Source organism: Streptomyces sp. BR123 (assembly GCF_013401435.1).
GTDB lineage: Bacteria > Actinomycetota > Actinomycetes > Streptomycetales > Streptomycetaceae > Streptomyces.
Map to the genome: position 1 here is coordinate 1 of NZ_JACBGN010000051.1, position 17,970 is coordinate 17,970.

A 17,970-nucleotide genomic window follows, 5' to 3' on the forward strand; every position below is an offset into this window, starting at 1 on the left:
GTCGGGCGGGGCCCGGGGGGCGGGGTCGTGGCGCACGGATGGCGGGACCGGGGGAGAAGCACCTTGAAGCGTGCGGGACAATGGAGCACGGAATGCATCCCCCGGGGAGACCCCCCGGAAGCCCCGGCCGGGGCGGCGCTCGGCCGGGTAGACGTGAGGCGGAGTTTTCGTGACCCGGATCGTGATCATCGGCGGCGGACCCGGCGGGTATGAGGCGGCCCTCGTGGGGGCCCAGCTCGGCGCGGAGGTGACCGTCGTCGACTGCGACGGCCTCGGCGGGGCCTCGGTCCTCACCGACTGCGTGCCCTCCAAGACCCTCATCGCGACGGCCGAGGTCATGACGAACTTCGACTCCTCGTACGAGGAGCTCGGCATCGTCGTCGCCGACGACACCCCGCCCCTCGAGCAGGCCGCCCGCATCATCGGCGTGGACCTCGGCAAGGTGAACCGCCGCGTCAAGCGCCTCGCGCTCGCCCAGTCCCACGACATCACCGCCTCCGTGACCCGGGCCGGCGCCCGTGTCATCCGCGGCCGCGGCCGGCTCGGCGGCCCCCAGGGCATCGACGGCACGCGCGACGTCATCGTCACCGCCGCCGACGGCACCGAGACCGTCCTGACCGCCGAATGCGTGCTGATCGCGACCGGCGGCACCCCGCGCGAGATCCCGGACGCCATGCCCGACGGCGAGCGCATCCTCAACTGGACCCAGGTCTACGACCTGGACGAGCTCCCCGAGGAGCTCATCGTGGTCGGCTCCGGCGTCACCGGTGCCGAGTTCGCCGGCGCGTACCAGGCCCTCGGCTCCCGCGTCACCCTGATCTCCTCCCGCGACCGCGTCCTCCCCGGTGAGGACCCCGACGCCGCCGCCGTCCTCGAAGACGTCTTCCGCCGCCGCGGCATGAACGTCATCGGGCGCGCCCGCGCCGAATCCGCCAAGCGCGTCGGCGACCGCGTCGAGGTCACCCTCTCCGACGGCCGCGTCGTCACCGGCACCCACTGCCTCATGGCGGTCGGCGCCATCCCCAACACCAAGGGCATGAACCTGGAGGAGTCCGGGGTCAAGCTCAAGGAGTCCGGCCACATCTGGACCGACAAGGTCTCCCGTACGACCGCCCCCGGCGTGTACGCGGCCGGCGACGTCACCGGCATCTTCGCCCTCGCCTCCGTCGCCGCCATGCAGGGCCGCATCGCCATGTACCACTTCCTCGGCGACGCGGTCACCCCGCTCAACCTCAAGACGGTCTCCTCGAACGTCTTCACCGACCCCGAGATCGCCACCGTCGGCTACACCCAGGCCGACGTCGACGCCGGCCGGATCGACGCCCGCGTCGTCAAGCTCCCGCTGCTGCGCAACGCCCGCGCCAAGATGCAGGGCATCCGCGACGGCTTCGTGAAGCTGTTCTGCCGCCCCGGCACCGGGATCGTCGTCGGCGGCGTGGTCGTCTCGCCGCGCGCCAGCGAACTGATCCACCCGATCTCGATCGCCGTCGACAACAACCTGACCGTGGAGCAGATCGCAAACGCGTTCACCGTGTACCCCTCCCTGTCGGGATCGATCGCCGAGGTCGCGCGCCAGCTGCACACCCGCAAGACCGGCACCGAGGCCTGATCCGGGCCTCCCGGGGCCACAACCTCCCCTTTTCGCAAGGGGACTTGGGGCAGGGCGCCGGTGCGCGGCGGTGTGTTCACGCACTCGTCCGGCCGCGTATACCACTAAGTGCCCTGCCTTATGGACAACTTCGGTATTCCGGCGCAAGGAGCTGAAACCAGACGGTCGCCCGGGTTACTGTCAGTTTCGTGTTCGCTGCAGAACGTCGCCAGTTGATCCTCGAAATGGTGCGGGCGAACGGAGCCGTGTCGCTCCGTGAACTCGCCCGCGTGGTCCAGACCTCCGAAGTGACCGTACGCCGGGACGTGCGGGCACTGGAGGCAGAAGGACTCCTCGACCGCCGGCACGGCGGTGCTGTACTGCCCGGAGGCTTCACGCGGGAATCCGGGTTCCCGCAAAAGTCCCATCTCGCGACGGCCGAGAAGACCGCCATCGCCGACGTCGCCGCCGGCCTCGTCGAGGAAGGCGAGGCCGTCGTCGTCGGCGCGGGCACCACCACCCAGGAGCTGGCCCGTCGGCTCGCCCGGGTGCCGGGCCTCACCGTCGTCACCAACTCCCTGCTCGTCGCCCAGGCGCTGGCCCACGCCAACCGGGTCGAGGTCGTCATGACCGGCGGCACCCTGCGCGGGTCCAACTACGCGCTCGTCGGCAGCGGCGCCGAACAGTCGCTGCAGGGCCTGCGGGTCTCCCGCGCCTTCCTGTCGGGCAGCGGCCTCACCGCGGAGCGGGGCCTGTCCACGTCCAACATGCTGTCGGCGAGCGTCGACCGGGCGCTGGTGCAGGCCGCGGCGGAGGTGGTGGTGCTCGCGGACCACACCAAGCTCGGCACCGACACGATGTTCCAGACGGTCCCGACCGATGTCATGACCCGTCTGGTCACGGACGAGCCGCCGACGCACGATGACCGGGCGGCCGCTGAGCTGCAGGCGCTCGCCGACCAAGGGGTGCAGATCACCGTGGCCGGGGCGGTTGCGCCCGCGGGGCCGCTGGAAGGGGGCATGGCCGGGCGGCGGCCGCGGCGGGACGCACCGCTGCCGGTGCAGCGCCGCGGGGCCCCCGGCCTGCGCAGTGCGCCCGCCGCCGCCCTGCTGGAGCCGCCGCCGGGCGACCGCCGCGTAGCCGACCTCCGCCGCCGCTGACACCTGGCCGGGCGTCGCCGACCCCGCCCGGGCGCCAATGACCCCGGAACCGCCACTGAGCCCGGCACCGCCGCTGCCGCCGGCCACCGCTCCGCGCCGCCGGGGCCGCGGCCGTACGTCCGGCCCCACCTCGGCGGCCCTGCTGCCGCTGCGCGGAGCCTTTCCCTCACCCGACCCCTCCCCGAAACCGAGCTCCGCCCGCACCCCCGCGCCTCGAACGCCGGCGAGGCATCGATCACGGTCGGCCGGACGACGATCGTTCTCTGCGCGTTCCCGGCAGCCGTGTCGCTTGCCGGGTCGGCGAGGCGCATTCTTGAGACGAGACCCCAGGTACGGGTTCGGGTCGGGTTCCGTTCGGCCCGGGCGCGGGCCCAGCCCCGTCCTACGGCAGTGCCGGACCAGGGTTGCGCAGGCCGCGCGTTTGGAGGCACTTGGATGGCAGCCGGACAGCGCGGGGATCCGGATCGCTCCGAGAGTTTCGGCGAGGAGCTGTTGGGCGGGCTCCTGGACCTCGCCCCGGAGCTGCCGCCCCATCGGGTCGGTCCGGTCCTGGCCGGCGCGGTGGCCCGGCTGGGAGGCCGGCAGCCGCAGATCCTCCTCCAGGACTACGGGCAGGAGAAGCTGGTCCCTCTGGTGGGCGAGGGGCTGGAGGGTGGTGAACCGCTGCGCATAGACCGCTCGGCGGCGGGCCGGTGTTTTCTCACGTTCCGGCCGGTCGAGCGCGTGCTGAGCGACGGGGTAAGGGTCTATGTGCCGATGTGGGACGGTGGCGACCAGGCCGGCGTCCTGGCCGTCACCCTGGACCGGGTCGATGAGGACGATCGCCGTATCCTGCGCAGGATCGCGGGTCTGATCGCCGACATGATGCAGACCAAGAACGGCTACACCGACCTCTTCTTCCGCACCCGGCGCAGCAAGTCGATGAGCGTTGCCGCGGAGATCCAGTGGTCGCTCATGCCACCACTCGTCATGGTGACGCCGCGCGTCACCATCGCCGGAGTCCTGGAGCCCGCCTACGACGTGGCGGGCGACAGCTTCGACTACGCGCTGAACGGGAACACCTTCCACCTCGCCATGATCGACGCCATGGGACACGGCCTGAACGCGGCCACGATGGCCACCGTCGCCATCGGTGCCTATCGGCACGCCCGCCGGATGAGCATCGAGCTCTCCGAGATCTATCTCTTCATGGACCGGGCGGTTGCCGAGCAGTTCGCCCCCGACCACTTCGTCACCGCGCAGATGATGCGCCTGGACACCGGCACGGGCCACCTCCAGTGGGTCAATGCCGGCCACCCTGCTCCCATGCTGATTCGCGGGCACCGCGTCGTACGCCGACTGGACAGTCCCACGACCCTGCCCGTCGGCTTCGGAGGAGCACAGCCGCAGGTCAGCGAAGTGGCGCTCGAACCGGGGGACCGCATCCTCTGCTTCACCGACGGGTTGATCGAGGAACACGAGAGCGGGCAGGAGCAGTTCGGCGAGGATCAGCTGATCGACTGGGTGAACCGACTGGAGAAGACGGACCGAGGGGTCCGCGCGGTGGCACGGGACCTCTCCCACACGCTCAAGCGGGCACGCGGCGAGGTCACCTCGGACGACGCCACCCTCGTCCTGGTCGAGTGGCGCGGATGACGCAGGGGCCGAGCGGGACGGGCAGGGGCGGTGTGAGGGCCGCGAGCGTCGGCCGGGCCGTGTTCCCCCGGGGAAGCCACTGATCCCACTTCTCGTCAGTCCCACCACGGCGCGGAGTAGACTGGGATTACCGGGAGTAACTCGCGCACCCGCTCCCACGCGGACGTCGTTTCCGGCGATCAAAACACGGGCTGCCGCAAGGCGGCCGGGAATGAGTTCGCGATCATGACTGCCACCACTCCCCTGGTCTCGGCCCGTTTGGCCCTGACGCCGAAGACTGCCCTCGCCGGCCTGTTGGACGGGGCCTGGTGGCCCCGATCCCGAGATCTCGCAGCCGAGCTTCCGCCACTGGTCGACGCGCTGGAGGGCCGCTTCGGACGCATCACCCGCGTCATGGTGAACCCCACCTGCTGGCCCGTCGTACCGCACAAGGTTCCCGTCGCAGGACACACCGTGCACGTGGGCTGGTTCACGGAACAGGATTCCGACAAGATGATCCTGCTCTCCTACAGTGTCGGCCGCTGCGACCTGCTGGTGATCCCGCCCGAGACCCATCCTGCCGCCGCAGCCCGGCTCATGACCGCCGCCTCCCTCCCCGGCAACGTCCGGGCCGTCGGCACCCTCATGACCGACGAAGCCGCAGCCGGCCTCCGTATCCGAAAGGCCAGAAGCAGCGAGGCTGCCCGTGAGGCGGGCGGCAGGGAGGCCATGTCGCCCGAGCGGCACCCGGTCGTCGGAGCACGGATGATCGCGCTGCCGTGGAACCGGTGGAGGTGAGCCTGAAGATGGGCCTTGCGCCCTCCCGGCAGGGGCAGGCGGTCTCCTCCTCCCGCCGACCGCACCGACTGCGACGGTGGGCAAGGTCGTCATCGAGGCCCGGTACGACGGCGAACGCCGGCGGCTGGGAATCAGCTCGCCGGCGTTCGGAGGTGCGGGGCGTCAGTCCTTGATCTCGCAGATCGCGGCGCCCGACGTGAGGGAGGCGCCGACCTCGGCCGTCAGGCCGACGATCGTGCCGGAGCGGTGCGCGTTCAGCGGCTGCTCCATCTTCATCGCCTCCAGGACGACGATCAGGTCGCCCTCGTTGACCTGCTGGCCCTCCTCGACCGCGACCTTGACGATCGTGCCCTGCATGGGCGAGGCGAGGGTGTCGCCCGAGGCGGCCGGGCCGGACTTCTTCGCGACGCGGCGCTTCGGCTTGGCGCCGCCCGCCGCGGCCGTACGGGCCAGGGTCATGCCCAGGGAGGACGGGAGGGAGACCTCCAGGCGCTTGCCGCCGACCTCGACGATGACCGTCTCGCGGCCCGGCTCCTCCTCGGCCTCGTCCGCGACGGGGGCGGCGAAGGCCGGGATCTCGTTGACGAACTCGGTCTCGATCCAGCGGGTGTGGACCTTGAACGGGGTGCCGTCGGCCGGGGCGAACGCCGGGTCGACGACGACCGCGCGGTGGAAGGGGATGGCCGTGGCCATGCCCTCGACCTCGAACTCGGCCAGAGCGCGGGCCGCACGCTGCAGGGCCTGCTCGCGGGTGGCGCCGGTCACGATCAGCTTGGCCAGCAGGGAGTCCCAGGCCGGGCCGATGACCGAGCCGGACTCCACGCCCGCGTCGAGGCGGACGCCGGGGCCGGACGGCGCGTTGAACTTGGTGACCGTGCCGGGGGCCGGCAGGAAGCCCCGGCCCGGGTCCTCGCCGTTGATGCGGAACTCGAAGGAGTGGCCGCGCAGCACCGGGTCGCCGTAGCCGAGCTCCTCGCCGTCGGCGATGCGGAACATCTCGCGGACCAGGTCGATGCCGGTGACCTCTTCCGTCACCGGGTGCTCGACCTGGAGGCGGGTGTTGACCTCCAGGAAGGAGATCGTCCCGTCGAGGCCGACGAGGAACTCGACGGTGCCGGCGCCGACGTAGCCGGCTTCCTTCAGGATGGCCTTCGAGGCGGCGTACAGCTCGGCGTTCTGCTCCTTGGAGAGGAACGGTGCGGGGGCCTCCTCCACGAGCTTCTGGTGGCGGCGCTGCAGCGAGCAGTCACGGGTGGAGACGACGACCACGTTGCCGTGGCTGTCGGCCAGGCACTGGGTCTCGACGTGGCGCGGCTTGTCGAGGTAGCGCTCGACGAAGCACTCGCCGCGGCCGAAGGCGGCGACGGCCTCGCGGACGGCGGACTCGTACAGCTCCGGCACCTCGTCGAGGGTGCGGGCGACCTTCAGGCCGCGGCCGCCGCCGCCGAAGGCGGCCTTGATGGCGATCGGCAGGCCGTGCTCCTTGGCGAACGCGACGACCTCTTCGGCGCCCGACACCGGGTCGGGGGTGCCGGCGACGAGCGGGGCGCCGGCGCGCTGCGCGATGTGCCGGGCGGCCACCTTGTCGCCGAGGTCGCGGATGGCCTGCGGCGGCGGGCCGATCCAGGTCAGGCCCGCGTCCATGACGGCCTGCGCGAATTCGGCGTTCTCGGAGAGGAAGCCGTATCCGGGGTGGATGGCGTCCGCGCCGGAATCGGCGGCGGCCTGCAGGACCTTGGAGATGTCCAGGTAGCTGGCGGCCGGGGTGTCACCGCCCAACGCGAAAGCTTCGTCGGCCGCGCGGACGTGCAGGGCGTCCCGGTCCGGGTCGGCGTAGACGGCTACGCTCGCGATCCCGGCATCCCGGCAGGCCCGAGCAACGCGGACAGCGATTTCGCCACGGTTGGCGATGAGCACCTTGCGCACGATGGCTCCCTCCTTGAAACAAGCTGAGTTTAGGGACTGCCCACACGGCCTTTCGACCCTTCCCCAGAGGTGACCTTGCCCACACGGAGTGTGATCCGAGGCTGCCTCTGGCGCGGAAAGTCCTTGTGGAGCCCCAGGTCAAGGGGATCCCCGACTGCACAGTAACCCCGTCAGATAGCCACGGTCTCTGTCCACCCGGTCAGCGGCCCCCGGCGATTCTTTGTGGATTCCCTACGAACGGCCCACAGATTCTTTGCGCGGCCGCCGCCCGCCCGGCGCTCGGGCACCGCTCGGGCACCCTTTCGCGTAACGAACGCGCGCGCACCCCTTGTCCGTACGTTTACCCGTTAGTAGCCTCCAGGCGTCGAACGGGCTTGTGCCCCGTGGGCCTTGGAGGGTGGGGCGTCGTGGATGCCGTGCTGCGCAGACTCGTGGCCGGGCTGGCGGCCGCCGCGCTCGCCGCCGAGGGGGTGCTGCTCGCCCTCGTCCACTTCGTGCTGGGGCGGACCACGCACAACCAGTCGATGTCCATCGCCGGCTCGGACCCCGAGGTCATGGCCGTGGGCACGTATGTGCTCGGGGCGGCCCTCGGGGGCTTCCTCCTGCTGTGCGCGGTGCTGCTCGCCGTGGCCGCCGTACGGGACCGCGCGCCCGGCCGCTTCGCCCGCGTCGTGCTGATCACCGCCGCCGTCGCGCACGGGCTGCTCGGCGCCCTCGCCGTCTCGGCGGTGGGCTGGGGCGCCTTCGCGGTGACGATGGCGATCCTGTGCCTGATCGTGCTGGCCCTGACGCTCCACCCGGCCCGGGACGGCCGGGTGGACGGCCGGGTGGACGGGCTTCAGGAGGCGGCCGGGGGGTTCAGGCCCACAAGTCGGTGATGGACACGCCCAGTTCTCCCAGCAGGGAGCGCAGCAGCGGCATCGACAGCCCAATGACGTTGCCCGGGTCACCGTCGATGCCCTCGATGAACGGCGACGACAGCCCGTCCAGGGTGAACGCCCCCGCCACGTGCAGCGGCTCGCCGCTCGCCACGTAGGCCGCGACCTCCGCGTCCGTCGGCTCGCCGAAGTGCACCGTCGTCGATGCCGTCGCCGACACCCGGCGGGCCGAGGCCGTGTCGATCACGCAGTGCCCGGTGCGCAGGACGCCCGACCGGCCGCGCATGGCCTTCCAGCGTGCCGTGGCCTCGGCGGCGTCCGCCGGCTTGCCGAGCGCCTCGCCGTCCAGCTCCAGCACCGAGTCGCAGCCGATGACCAGGGCGCCCGCGGCTTCCTCCAGGCCGGCCACGACGGCCGCCTTGGCCTCGGCCAGGGCCAGGGCCAGCTCGGCCGGGGTGTCCGCGGTCACCGAGTCCTCGTCGAAGTTGCTGACGAGCACGTGCGGGGCGAGCCCGGCCTGTCGCAGCAGGTTGAGCCGTGCGGGGGAGGCGGACGCGAGGACGAGGGCGTGAGCCGGGGCAGCAGTCATGCCCGTCATCGTAGGCGGCGGCCCGGAAACCCGGCCCGGGGCCCCGGTCCGGAAACCCGGTCCGGAAACCGGTCCAGAACGGTCTAGAACCCCACGCCCAGCACATACACGACGACCACCATGGCGAGGACGAGCACGACGGTCATCCGCCGGAGCATCGCCTGCGTCTCGCGCATCTCCTCGGGCGGCTCGTTCTTCGGGTCGGACCAGAGCATGCCCCGATTCTGTTTCCGAAGGCCCGTGCGGCGCCTGAGTACGGGTACTCAGGCGCCGCCACCGGATCGCACCATTTTCCGGCCGGGGCCTCAGCCCCGGCCGGGCCAGTACGTACGGGCCCACGCGCGCGGGCCGGGCTGCGGCAGCGTGCGCGCCGCCAGCCGGCCCGGTGCCGCCCAGGCGTCGGCCACCCGCGGCGCGCCCGACGGTGCCGACGCCAGCACCGCCGCGCGCGCTTGGACCACCGCCAGGGCGGCGGCCAGCTCCTCCGGCGTCGGATTCCCCTTGACGACCTTGATCACCACAGGACTGGACCTCCCGGACCTAGAGGGGGATGTTGCCGTGCTTCTTCGGCGGCAGGGACTCGCGCTTGGTGCGCAGCTGGCGCAGGCCCTTGACGACGTGCGCGCGGGTCTGCGACGGCATCGTCACCGCGTCGACGTAGCCGCGCTCGGCGGCGGTGTACGGGTTGAGCAGCGTGTCCTCGTATTCGGTGATGAGCCGGGCGCGGACGGCCTCCACGTCCTCGCCGGCGGCCTCGGCCTCGGCGATGGTGCGGCGGTGCAGGATGTTGACCGCGCCCTGCGCGCCCATCACGGCGATCTGCGCGGTCGGCCAGGCCAGGTTGAGGTCGGCGCCGAGGTGCTTGGAGCCCATGACGTCGTAGGCGCCGCCGAAGGCCTTGCGGGTGATGACGGTGATCAGCGGGACGGTGGCCTCGGCGTAGGCGTAGATCAGCTTCGCGCCGCGCCGGATGATTCCGTTGTACTCCTGGTCGGTGCCCGGCAGGAAGCCGGGGACGTCGACGAAGGTCAGCACCGGGATGTTGAAGGCGTCGCAGGTCCGCACGAACCGGGCGGCCTTCTCGGAGGCGTTGATGTCGAGGCAGCCGGCGAACTGCATCGGCTGGTTGGCGACGACGCCCACCGGGTGGCCCTCGACCCGGCCGAAGCCGGTGAGGATGTTCGGGGCGAACAGCGACTGGGTCTCCAGGAACTCGCCGTCGTCGAGGACGTGCTCGATCACCGTGTGCATGTCGTACGGCTGGTTCGCGCTGTCCGGGATCAGCACGTCGAGCTCGCGGTCGACGTCGGTGACCTCGGTGTCGGCCTCCTCGGGGAAGGCGGGCGGCTCCGAGAGGTTGTTCGACGGCAGGTAGGACAGCAGGGACTTGACGTACTCGATGGCGTCCTTCTCGTCCCCGGCCATGTGGTGGGCCACGCCCGAGGTGGCGTTGTGGGTGCGGGCGCCGCCGAGCTCCTCGAAGCCGACGTCCTCGCCGGTGACCGTCTTGATGACGTCCGGACCGGTGATGAACATGTGCGAGGTCTGGTCGACCATCACGGTGAAGTCGGTGATGGCGGGGGAGTAGACCGCGCCGCCGGCACAGGGGCCGACGACCAGGGAGATCTGCGGGATCACCCCGGAGGCGTGGGTGTTGCGGCGGAAGATCTCGCCGTACATGCCGAGGGCCATGACGCCCTCCTGGATGCGGGCGCCGCCGGAGTCGTTGATGCCGACGACCGGGCAGCCGGTCTTCAGCGCGAAGTCCATGACCTTCATGATCTTCTGCCCGAAGACCTCGCCCAGGGAGCCGCCGAGCACGGTGAAGTCCTGGGAGAACACCGCCACCGGGCGGCCGTCGACGGTGCCGTAGCCGGTGACGACGCCGTCGCCGTACGGGCGGTTCTTCTCCATGCCGAAGTCGGTGGAGCGGTGCCGGGCGAACTCGTCCAGCTCGACGAAAGAGCCCTCGTCCAGCAGCAGGGCGATCCGCTCGCGGGCCGTCAGCTTGCCCTTGGCGTGCTGCTTCTCCACGGCCCGGGCGGACCCGGCGTGGGAGGCCTCCTCGATACGGCGCTGCAGGTCCGCGATCTTGCCCGCGGTGGTGTGGATGTCGATCGGCTCTGACGGTTGTGACATCGGGGTCGCGGCTCCCTGTGTGGTGTCAACTGCCTGGTCAATGAATGACTACTGCTGGCTACTGGTGCGTAGCGTATCGGCGGGCATGGCGCTCGGCAGTGCGGCGTTTGACACACCTACTGTGGGTTGCATGACGCCATCAGATGCTTCAGGAGGAACCCCTTCCGGGGCCTCCGCGGGTCGTTGGTCGAACCTCGACCGGCCGCCCCTGAACGCCGCCGCCCTGCAGCGCGCCCTCGTCACCGGGCAGGGGCTGTGGTCCTCGGTGGAAGTGGTTCCCACCACCGGCTCCACCAACACCGATCTCGCCTCCCGCGCCGCGCAGCTGCCCGAGGGGGCCGTGCTCGTCGCCGAGGAGCAGACCGCCGGGCGCGGGCGGCTCGACCGCAGCTGGGTCGCGCCCGCCCGGTCCGGGCTGTTCTTCTCCGTCCTGCTCAAGCCGGGCGAGGCCGTGCCGCAGGAGCGGTGGGGCTGGCTGACCCTGCTGGCCGGCGTGGCCACGGCGGCCGGGCTGTCCCGGGCCGCCGGGGTCGACACCGCACTCAAATGGCCCAACGACCTGCTGGTCACGGTGGAGGGAGCCGAACGCAAGGCCGCCGGCATCCTCGCGGAGCGGGTCGCGGACGGGATCGTGATCGGGATCGGCCTCAACGTGTCGCTGACCGAGGACGAGCTGCCGGTCCCGGAGGCCGGGTCGCTGCGCCTGGCCAAGGCGGCCGTCACGGACCGCGAGCCGCTGCTGAAGGCCGTACTGCGGTCCCTGGAGGAGTGGTACGGGAACTGGCGCGCGGCCGCCGGCGATCCTGCGGCCAGCGGCCTGCAGGAGGCGTACGCGGCGCAGTGCGCGACCCTCGGCCGGCACGTGCGGGCGGACCTGCCCGGCGGGCGGTCGCTCACCGGGACGGCCGAAGCGGTCGATGCGGAGGGGCGGCTCGTCGTGCGGACGGAGGACGGGGCGCACGAGGCCGTCGGCGCCGGGGACGTGGTGCACCTCAGGTCGGTGCGGTAGGGGCGGGTCACGGCAGGTCGCGGCCGGTCCGGGCGTGTTCCGGGCCGGTCCGCCGGCCCCCTCCGGCCCCGACGGGGGCGGGCCCGGGGCGCACGCCCGGCGGGCTCGCGGACCGGTCCGCGACCCCGCCGGGCGCCGGAGGTAACGGGAGTGGGGAGTGAGCTACGGCACACCTGCCGTATGGTTTAGGCGATCCCGGTCCCTGCCGGTGATCACCCGGCTCGGCAGGGCAGTGCGCACGGAATGGACAGGAGGCGGCCCTTGACCGTCGACGACTCTACGTCCGGCGCGTCCGCCCGCGGACCCGGCAACCCGGGCGGCCCGGGAAGCCCGGGAACGCCGATCGGGCGCGACCAGCACACCCCCCACCACGAGGTGGACCACACCGCCCAGCCGACGGCGGACCCGCTCGCCATCCGGCTGGAGCAGCTGATCCTGGGCGCCGAGCGCCGCTACACCCCCTTCCAGGCGGCCCGCAGCGCCGGCGTGTCGATGGAACTCGCCTCCCGCTTCTGGCGGGCCATGGGCTTCGCGGACATCGGCCAGGCCAGGGCCCTGACGGAGGCCGACGTCCTCGCGCTGCGCCGGCTCGCCGGCCTGGTCGAGGCGGGACTGCTCAGCGAGCCCATGGCGGTGCAGGTGGCACGCTCCACCGGACAGACCACCGCCCGGCTGGCCGAATGGCAGATCGATTCCTTCCTGGAGGGGCTGACCGAGCCGCCGGAGCCCGGCATGACCCGTACGGAGGTCACGTACCCGCTGGTCGAGCTGCTCCTGCCGGAGCTGGAGGAGTTCCTCGTCTATGTGTGGCGCCGCCAGCTGGCGGCGGCGACCGGCCGGGTCGTGCAGGCGGCCGACGACGAGGAGATGGTCGACCGGCGCCTCGCGGTGGGCTTCGCCGACCTGGTCGGCTTCACCCGGCTGACGCGGCGCCTGGAGGAGGAGCAGCTCGGCGAGCTGGTCGAGTCCTTCGAGACGAACGCCGCGGACCTGGTCGCCGCGCACGGCGGCCGGCTGATCAAGACGCTCGGCGACGAGGTGCTGTACGCGGCGGACGACGCGGCGACGGCGGCGGAGATCGCGCTGCGGCTGATCGAGACGATGGAGTCCGACCCGCAGATGCCGGAGCTGCGCGTCGGCATCGCCTTCGGAACGGTCACGACCCGGATGGGCGACGTCTTCGGGACCACGGTGAACCTGGCCAGCCGGCTGACCTCGATAGCCCCGAAGGACGCGGTGCTGGTCGACGGGGCGATGGCCGAGGAGCTGGGCCGCACCGGTGCGGCGCCGCTCTCCGAGAAGGAGGCCGAGGCCGAGGAGGGCGGCGGGTCCTACCGCTTCGCGCTGCAGCCGATGTGGCAGCGGCCGGTGCGCGGGCTGGGCGTCGTGGAGCCCTGGTCGCTGACGCGGCGGAAGCCTAAGATCCCCGGGTAACGTTCGTTAACCGGGAGGGCCCTGTGTCGGTGGAGTCGGCGATGGAGTCGGAGTTCGTAGCGGTACGTCGGCACGGTGACGACGGGGTCGTGGAGCTGGTCCTCGACCGGCCGAAGGCGATGAACGCGGTGTCCACCGCGATGGCGCGGGCCATCGGCTCGGCCTGCGCGCGGCTGGCGGCGGACCCGTCGGCCCGGGTGGTCGTGCTCACCTCGACGGCGGAGCGGGCGTTCTGCGTCGGCGCGGACCTCAAGGAGCGCAACTCGCTCAGCGACGCGGAGCTGGTGCGCCAGCGGCCCACCACGCGGGGCGCGTACGGAGGCGTGCTGGATCTGCCGATGCCGACGATCGCGGCGGTGCACGGGTTCGCGCTGGGCGGCGGCTTCGAGCTGGCGCTGGCCTGCGATGTGATCGTGGCCGACGAGACGGCCGTGGTCGGCCTGCCCGAGGTGTCCGTGGGCGTGATCCCGGGCGGCGGCGGTACCCAGCTGCTGCCGCGGCGCGTGGGCGCGGCCCGGGCGGCGGAGCTGATCTTCACCGCCCGGAGGGTGGAGGCCGCGGAGGCGCTGTCGCTGGGCCTGGTCGACTCGGTGGTCCCCGTCGGCCGGGACCGCGAGGAGGCCCTCGCCCTGGCCGCCCGGATGGCGGCGAACTCCCCGGTCGGTCTGCGGGCGGCCAAGCGGGCGCTGCGGCTGGGTCACGGGATGGACCTGGCGGCGGGCCTGGAGATCGAGGACGCGGCCTGGCGGACGGTGGCGTTCTCCGGCGACCGGGCGGAGGGCGTGGCGGCGTTCAACGAGAAGCGCCGCCCCGACTGGCCGGGCCAGTAGCCGCACGGTTCCTGCACGGCGCCCCCGCCGGGCCCGGTCCGGCAGGCGGCGCGGCCTGGCAAATCGGGTGAAACTCCCTAATCTGGGGTGATGGGACTCGACGCGCGGCTGGGAGCCGTCGTGGGCCTGGCGCAGGCCATGGCCGCCGCGGGGGCGCCGCGGGACAGCATGCGGGCCGCCGCGCGGGGAGCGCGCCTGGCGATGGACGGGTCGTTCGCCGCGATCTCCGCCTGGGAGCGCGAGCGGGGCCGGCTGAGGGTGCTCGTCAACGAGGGCGGGCGCCGGGCGGACGAGGCCGAGTTCCCCGAGGACGAGTCGTACCCCGTGCACGACTTCCCCGAGATCACCGAGTTCCTGCACGAGCGCTGGGTCGGCGGCGGGGGCCCGCACGCCTGGGTCGAGAGTGCCGCCGCGGCCCGCCCCGGCCGCCGCGGCGAGACCCTGCGCCGCCGCGGCCGCGGCACCTGCGTCGTGGCGCCCGTCGTGCTGAGCGGCCGCGCGTGGGGTGAGCTGTACGTGGCCCGGGACGACGGGCTGCCCGACTTCGACGAGGACGACGCCGAGTTCGCGACCGTGCTCGCCGCCGTGATCGCCGCCGGGCTCGCGCAGAGCGACCGGCTGGAGGAGGCCCGGCGGCTGGCCTTCACCGACCCGCTGACCGGGCTGGCCAACCGCCGCGTCGTCGACACGCGGCTCGACGCGGCCCTGGAGGAGCACCGGCACGGCGGTGCCGTCGTGAGCCTGGTGGTGTGCGACCTCAACGGGCTGAAACGGGTCAACGACACCCTCGGCCACGCCACCGGCGACCGGCTCCTGGAGCGCTTCGGGTCCGTGCTCAGCCTGTGCGGCGCCATGCTGCCCGGCGCGCTCGCCGCCCGGCTCGGCGGGGATGAGTTCTGCCTGGTCAGCGTGGGTCCCTCGGCCGACGAGGTGGTGCGGGTGGCCGAGGAGCTGTGCCGCCGCGCCGACGGGCTGGAGCTGGGCGAGGGGGTGGCCTGCGGGGTCGCCTCGACCGGGGACCCGATCGGCCCCGTGAAGTCCTCCCGGCGGTTGTTCCGCCTGGCCGACGCCGCCCAGTACAAGGCCAAGGCCGCCCGCTCCGCCGGCCCCGTCGTCGCCGGGCGGGACACCGCGGTGGTGCATCTGGCCGATACGGCCCGGCAGGAGGCCCCGGGCGAGCGGCGCCGCTTCCGCGGCCGGGCGTGACGGCGTACGGGCGCTGCGGCGTTGCCCGGCGTGACGGCGCACGAGTGCTGCGGCGTTGCAGGGCGTAGCGCCGTACGGGCGCTGCGGCGTTGCCCGGTGTGACGGCGCACGGGTGCTGCGGCGTTGCAGGGCGTGGCGCCGTACGGGCGCTGCGTGCGCGCCCCGGGTGGCGGGAGAGTTCCTCGTGAACGTCACTAGTGACATGAAGCGATTCAGTCCGTAGGGTGCTGAATATGGATATGCACACTGTCGTGGTGGGGACGTCCGGGACCACCCCCGAGGACGTCATCGCCGTCGCCCGCGGCAACGCGCGGGTCCAGCTGTCCCCCGAGGCCCTGGACGCGCTCGCCCGCTCTCGCGAGATCGTCGACTCCCTCGCCGCCAAGCCCGAGCCCGTCTACGGGGTCTCCACCGGCTTCGGCGCCCTGGCCTCCCGTCACATCAGCCCGGAGCTGCGCGCCCAGCTCCAGCGCAACATCGTCCGCTCGCACGCCGCCGGCATGGGCCCGCGTGTCGAGCGGGAGGTCGTGCGCGCCCTGATGTTCCTGCGCCTGAAGACGGTCGCCTCCGGTCACACCGGTGTCCGCCCCTCCGTCGCGCAGGCCATGGCCGACCTGCTCAACGCGGGCATCACGCCCGTCGTCCACGAGTACGGCTCCCTCGGCTGCTCCGGCGACCTCGCCCCGCTCTCGCACTGCGCGCTCGCCCTGATGGGCGAGGGCGACGCCGAGGGTCCCGACGGGGCCGTCCGCCCGGCCGGCGAGCTGCTCGCCGAGGCCGGCATCGAGCCCGTCGAGCTGCGCGAGAAGGAGGGCCTCGCCCTCCTCAACGGCACCGACGGCATGCTCGGCATGCTGATCATGGCCCTCGCCGACCTCCGCAGGCTCTACACCTCCGCGGACATCACCGCCGCCCTGACGCTGGAGGCCCTGCTCGGCACCGAGAAGGTCCTCGCCCCCGAGCTGCACGCCATCCGCCCGCACCCCGGCCAGGGCGACTCCGCCGCCAACATGGCCGCCGTCCTGAAGGGCTCCGGACTCACCGGGCACTTCCAGGAGGAGTCCGCCCCGCGCGTGCAGGACGCGTACTCGGTGCGCTGCGCTCCGCAGGTCGCCGGCGCCGGCCGGGACACCATGGCGCACGCAGCCCTGGTCGCCTCCCGCGAGCTGGCCTCCGCCGTCGACAACCCGGTGGTCCTGCCCGACGGGCGCGTGGAGTCCAACGGCAACTTCCACGGCGCGCCGGTCGCGTACGTCCTGGACTTCCTCGCCATCGCCGCCGCCGACCTCGCCTCCATCGCCGAGCGGCGCACCGACCGGCTCCTGGACAAGAACCGCTCGCACGGCCTGCCGCCGTTCCTGGCCGACGACGCCGGCGTCGACTCCGGCCTGATGATCGCCCAGTACACGCAGGCCGCCCTGGTCAGCGAGATGAAGCGGCTGGCCGCCCCGGCCTCCGCCGACTCCATCCCCTCCTCGGCCATGCAGGAGGACCACGTCTCGATGGGCTGGTCGGCCGCGCGCAAGCTCCGCACCGCCGTCGACAACCTGACCCGCGTCATCGCCATCGAGCTGTACGCGGCCACCCGCGCCATCGAGCTGCGCCACGGGCTCACCGCCGCCCCCGCCAGCCTCGCCGCCATCGCCGCCACGCGGGCGGCCGGTGTCGAGGGCCCCGGGCCGGACCGCTTCCTGGCGCCCGACCTGGCCGCCGCCGACGCGTTCGTGCGCTCGGGCGGGCTGGTCGAGGCCGTCGAGGGGGTCACGGGCCCGCTCGCCTGAGCAGCCCGGCCTGCTTGTCCGGCAGTGCGGTGAACGGAAACGGCCGGGGGCCGCTCCCGGGAGGAATCCCGGCGGGCGGCCCCCGGCCGCTGTGCTGTCGGGTCCGCGGCCCCTACTGGCTGCGGGTGCGGCGTACCGAGAACGCGACGAATCCCGCGCCGACGCCCAGGAAGAGGGTGCCGGCCAGCAGGTACGGGGTGGTGTCGATCCCGCCGGTGTCCGCGAGCGCCAGGGTGGCGGCCCGGCTGCCCGGCGCGGTCCCGCCGACGTCCGTGGCGCCTGTGGCGCCTGTGGCCTCCGCGGTGTCCGTCGCGCCCGCGCCGTCGGTGTCGGCGGCGGTCATCGTGACGGTGCCGGAACCGCCGGCGTTCCCGGAGGCGGGCGCGACGGAAGCGGGGGTCGCGGACCCGGGTGCGGTCGCGTTCGCGGACGGAACGAACCAGAGGGCGGCGAGGAGAGTGGTCGCACCCAGCGAGGTGAGCAGGGGCGGGCGTGCGGACACGGGGCGATCCCCCTTGCGGAAGCAGCGAATTGACCGTGTGCGGTGATGCTACGGAAAGGGGCGGGTCGTGGGAAAGCCGGGGCGTGCGCGGGCTTACTCTCCGACGTATGAACCCTTCTGACACATCACGATACGTACGGCTTCGCGTGGATTTGGTGCTGGAGGTGCCGGACGCCGACGCCCTCACCGGAGCCGCACTCGACCACATCGCCGACGACGAGTTCATGCCGGACGACGAACGCAGCCACGCCGAGTCCGCGGTCCGGGATGACGAATCGGAGGCCCTCGCGTACCTCGTCGACCCCACTGACCTGGTCGTGGACATCCCCGGGGTGGACCTCGTACAGGCCTCCTGGAGCAGCGAGCCCGTCGAATACGACCCCGAGTCACTGGAGTACGAGCTGGACGAGGAAGATGGAGGCTTCGACAGAGAGACCGACAACGCCTGACCGTGGGGTAGCCCACATCCTGACGGAATGTGGAACCGATCCGAGCCGTCAACGCGTTGCCTGGTGA

General features: G+C 72.6%; 17 protein-coding genes. 11 read left to right on the forward strand and 6 right to left on the reverse strand.

Annotated features, from left to right (window positions below):
* Nucleotides 1–169 precede the first annotated feature (169 nt).
* The 4 genes from HYE82_RS11315 to HYE82_RS11330 all read left to right on the forward strand — a co-directional run bounded on the left by HYE82_RS11315 (nucleotide 170) and on the right by HYE82_RS11330 (nucleotide 5,160).
* Nucleotides 170–1,609 carry an NAD(P)H-quinone dehydrogenase gene (locus HYE82_RS11315; protein ID WP_179173859.1) on the forward strand — a complete coding sequence of 480 codons (1,440 nt, stop codon included), beginning with the start codon at nucleotides 170–172 and terminating at the stop codon, nucleotides 1,607–1,609.
* A gap of 188 nt (nucleotides 1,610–1,797) precedes the next feature.
* Nucleotides 1,798–2,748: a DeoR/GlpR family DNA-binding transcription regulator gene (locus HYE82_RS11320; RefSeq protein ID WP_179173860.1), complete on the forward strand. Its 951-nt coding sequence runs from the start codon at nucleotides 1,798–1,800 to the stop codon at nucleotides 2,746–2,748.
* Between the two features lie 435 nt (nucleotides 2,749–3,183).
* Nucleotides 3,184–4,383: a PP2C family protein-serine/threonine phosphatase gene (locus tag HYE82_RS11325; RefSeq protein WP_179173861.1), complete on the forward strand. Its 1,200-nt coding sequence runs from the start codon at nucleotides 3,184–3,186 to the stop codon at nucleotides 4,381–4,383.
* A gap of 225 nt (nucleotides 4,384–4,608) precedes the next feature.
* Nucleotides 4,609–5,160 (forward strand): DUF5994 family protein, encoded by a 552-nt coding sequence (locus HYE82_RS11330; RefSeq protein ID WP_179173862.1) that lies wholly within the window; start codon nucleotides 4,609–4,611, stop codon nucleotides 5,158–5,160.
* 162 nt (nucleotides 5,161–5,322) lie between these two features.
* Here the strand turns inward: HYE82_RS11330 and HYE82_RS11335 are convergent, their stop codons facing one another.
* Nucleotides 5,323–7,086: a biotin carboxylase N-terminal domain-containing protein gene (locus HYE82_RS11335; protein ID WP_179173863.1), complete on the reverse strand. Its 1,764-nt coding sequence runs from the start codon at nucleotides 7,084–7,086 to the stop codon at nucleotides 5,323–5,325.
* A 407-nt stretch (nucleotides 7,087–7,493) separates the two neighbouring features.
* Between HYE82_RS11335 and HYE82_RS11340 the strand changes: the two genes are divergently transcribed.
* Nucleotides 7,494–7,964: a hypothetical protein gene (locus tag HYE82_RS11340; RefSeq protein WP_309144275.1), complete on the forward strand. Its 471-nt coding sequence runs from the start codon at nucleotides 7,494–7,496 to the stop codon at nucleotides 7,962–7,964.
* Here the strand turns inward: HYE82_RS11340 and HYE82_RS11345 are convergent.
* The 4 genes from HYE82_RS11345 to HYE82_RS11355 form a co-directional block, all read right to left on the reverse strand.
* A complete protein-coding gene (locus HYE82_RS11345) occupies nucleotides 7,945–8,553 on the reverse strand; it encodes a nucleoside triphosphate pyrophosphatase (protein ID WP_179173864.1) in 609 nt (202 codons plus the stop codon). The genes HYE82_RS11340 and HYE82_RS11345 overlap by 20 nt on opposite strands.
* Before the next feature lie 83 nt (nucleotides 8,554–8,636).
* Complete coding sequence (gene mmpB, locus HYE82_RS37910) at nucleotides 8,637–8,768, reverse strand: morphogenic membrane protein MmpB (RefSeq protein ID WP_256987083.1); 132 nt, start codon at nucleotides 8,766–8,768, stop codon at nucleotides 8,637–8,639.
* 90 nt (nucleotides 8,769–8,858) lie between these two features.
* Entirely contained in the window at nucleotides 8,859–9,074 is a 216-nt protein-coding gene (locus HYE82_RS11350) for an acyl-CoA carboxylase epsilon subunit (RefSeq protein WP_179173865.1), read from the reverse strand.
* A gap of 19 nt (nucleotides 9,075–9,093) precedes the next feature.
* A complete protein-coding gene (locus HYE82_RS11355) occupies nucleotides 9,094–10,692 on the reverse strand; it encodes an acyl-CoA carboxylase subunit beta (protein WP_179173866.1) in 1,599 nt (532 codons plus the stop codon).
* A 130-nt stretch (nucleotides 10,693–10,822) separates the two neighbouring features.
* On the opposite strand from HYE82_RS11355, the gene HYE82_RS11360 reads away from it, so the two are divergent.
* The 5 genes from HYE82_RS11360 to hutH all read left to right on the forward strand — a co-directional run bounded on the left by HYE82_RS11360 (nucleotide 10,823) and on the right by hutH (nucleotide 16,952).
* Nucleotides 10,823–11,701, forward strand: a complete 879-nt coding sequence (locus HYE82_RS11360; RefSeq protein ID WP_179173867.1) for a biotin--[acetyl-CoA-carboxylase] ligase — start codon at nucleotides 10,823–10,825, stop codon at nucleotides 11,699–11,701.
* A gap of 261 nt (nucleotides 11,702–11,962) precedes the next feature.
* Nucleotides 11,963–13,135, forward strand: a complete 1,173-nt coding sequence (locus tag HYE82_RS11365) for an adenylate/guanylate cyclase domain-containing protein (RefSeq protein WP_179173868.1) — start codon at nucleotides 11,963–11,965, stop codon at nucleotides 13,133–13,135.
* Between the two features lie 41 nt (nucleotides 13,136–13,176).
* Nucleotides 13,177–13,965, forward strand: a complete 789-nt coding sequence (locus HYE82_RS11370) for an enoyl-CoA hydratase/isomerase family protein (RefSeq protein ID WP_179173869.1) — start codon at nucleotides 13,177–13,179, stop codon at nucleotides 13,963–13,965.
* 90 nt (nucleotides 13,966–14,055) lie between these two features.
* Nucleotides 14,056–15,171 (forward strand): sensor domain-containing diguanylate cyclase, encoded by a 1,116-nt coding sequence (locus HYE82_RS11375; RefSeq protein ID WP_179173870.1) that lies wholly within the window; start codon nucleotides 14,056–14,058, stop codon nucleotides 15,169–15,171.
* 239 nt (nucleotides 15,172–15,410) lie between these two features.
* Nucleotides 15,411–16,952, forward strand: coding sequence for a histidine ammonia-lyase (gene hutH / locus HYE82_RS11380; RefSeq protein ID WP_179173889.1), 1,542 nt, complete (start codon nucleotides 15,411–15,413; stop codon nucleotides 16,950–16,952).
* Nucleotides 16,953–17,064: 112 nt separating this feature from the next.
* Here hutH and HYE82_RS11385 read toward each other — a convergent pair whose 3' ends face one another.
* A complete protein-coding gene (locus tag HYE82_RS11385) occupies nucleotides 17,065–17,454 on the reverse strand; it encodes an LPXTG cell wall anchor domain-containing protein (RefSeq protein ID WP_179173871.1) in 390 nt (129 codons plus the stop codon).
* Between the two features lie 146 nt (nucleotides 17,455–17,600).
* On the opposite strand from HYE82_RS11385, the gene HYE82_RS11390 reads away from it, so the two are divergent.
* Nucleotides 17,601–17,903 carry a hypothetical protein gene (locus HYE82_RS11390; protein WP_309144276.1) on the forward strand — a complete coding sequence of 101 codons (303 nt, stop codon included), beginning with the start codon at nucleotides 17,601–17,603 and terminating at the stop codon, nucleotides 17,901–17,903.
* Nucleotides 17,904–17,970: the final 67 nt, after the last annotated feature.

What these genes read in the sequence shown, in the direction of transcription:
- HYE82_RS11355 (WP_179173866.1), bottom strand. Translation starts at nt 10,692, where the DNA reads ATGTCACAACCGTCAGAGCCGATCGACATCCACACCACCGCGGGCAAG.
- HYE82_RS11345 (WP_179173864.1), bottom strand. Translation starts at nt 8,553, where the DNA reads ATGACTGCTGCCCCGGCTCACGCCCTCGTCCTCGCGTCCGCCTCCCCC.
- hutH (WP_179173889.1), top strand. Translation starts at nt 15,411, where the DNA reads ATGCACACTGTCGTGGTGGGGACGTCCGGGACCACCCCCGAGGACGTC.
- HYE82_RS11370 (WP_179173869.1), top strand. Translation starts at nt 13,177, where the DNA reads ATGGAGTCGGAGTTCGTAGCGGTACGTCGGCACGGTGACGACGGGGTC.
- HYE82_RS11375 (WP_179173870.1), top strand. Translation starts at nt 14,056, where the DNA reads ATGGGACTCGACGCGCGGCTGGGAGCCGTCGTGGGCCTGGCGCAGGCC.
- HYE82_RS11360 (WP_179173867.1), top strand. Translation starts at nt 10,823, where the DNA reads ATGACGCCATCAGATGCTTCAGGAGGAACCCCTTCCGGGGCCTCCGCG.
- HYE82_RS11325 (WP_179173861.1), top strand. Translation starts at nt 3,184, where the DNA reads ATGGCAGCCGGACAGCGCGGGGATCCGGATCGCTCCGAGAGTTTCGGC.
- HYE82_RS11330 (WP_179173862.1), top strand. Translation starts at nt 4,609, where the DNA reads ATGACTGCCACCACTCCCCTGGTCTCGGCCCGTTTGGCCCTGACGCCG.
- mmpB (WP_256987083.1), bottom strand. Translation starts at nt 8,768, where the DNA reads ATGCTCTGGTCCGACCCGAAGAACGAGCCGCCCGAGGAGATGCGCGAG.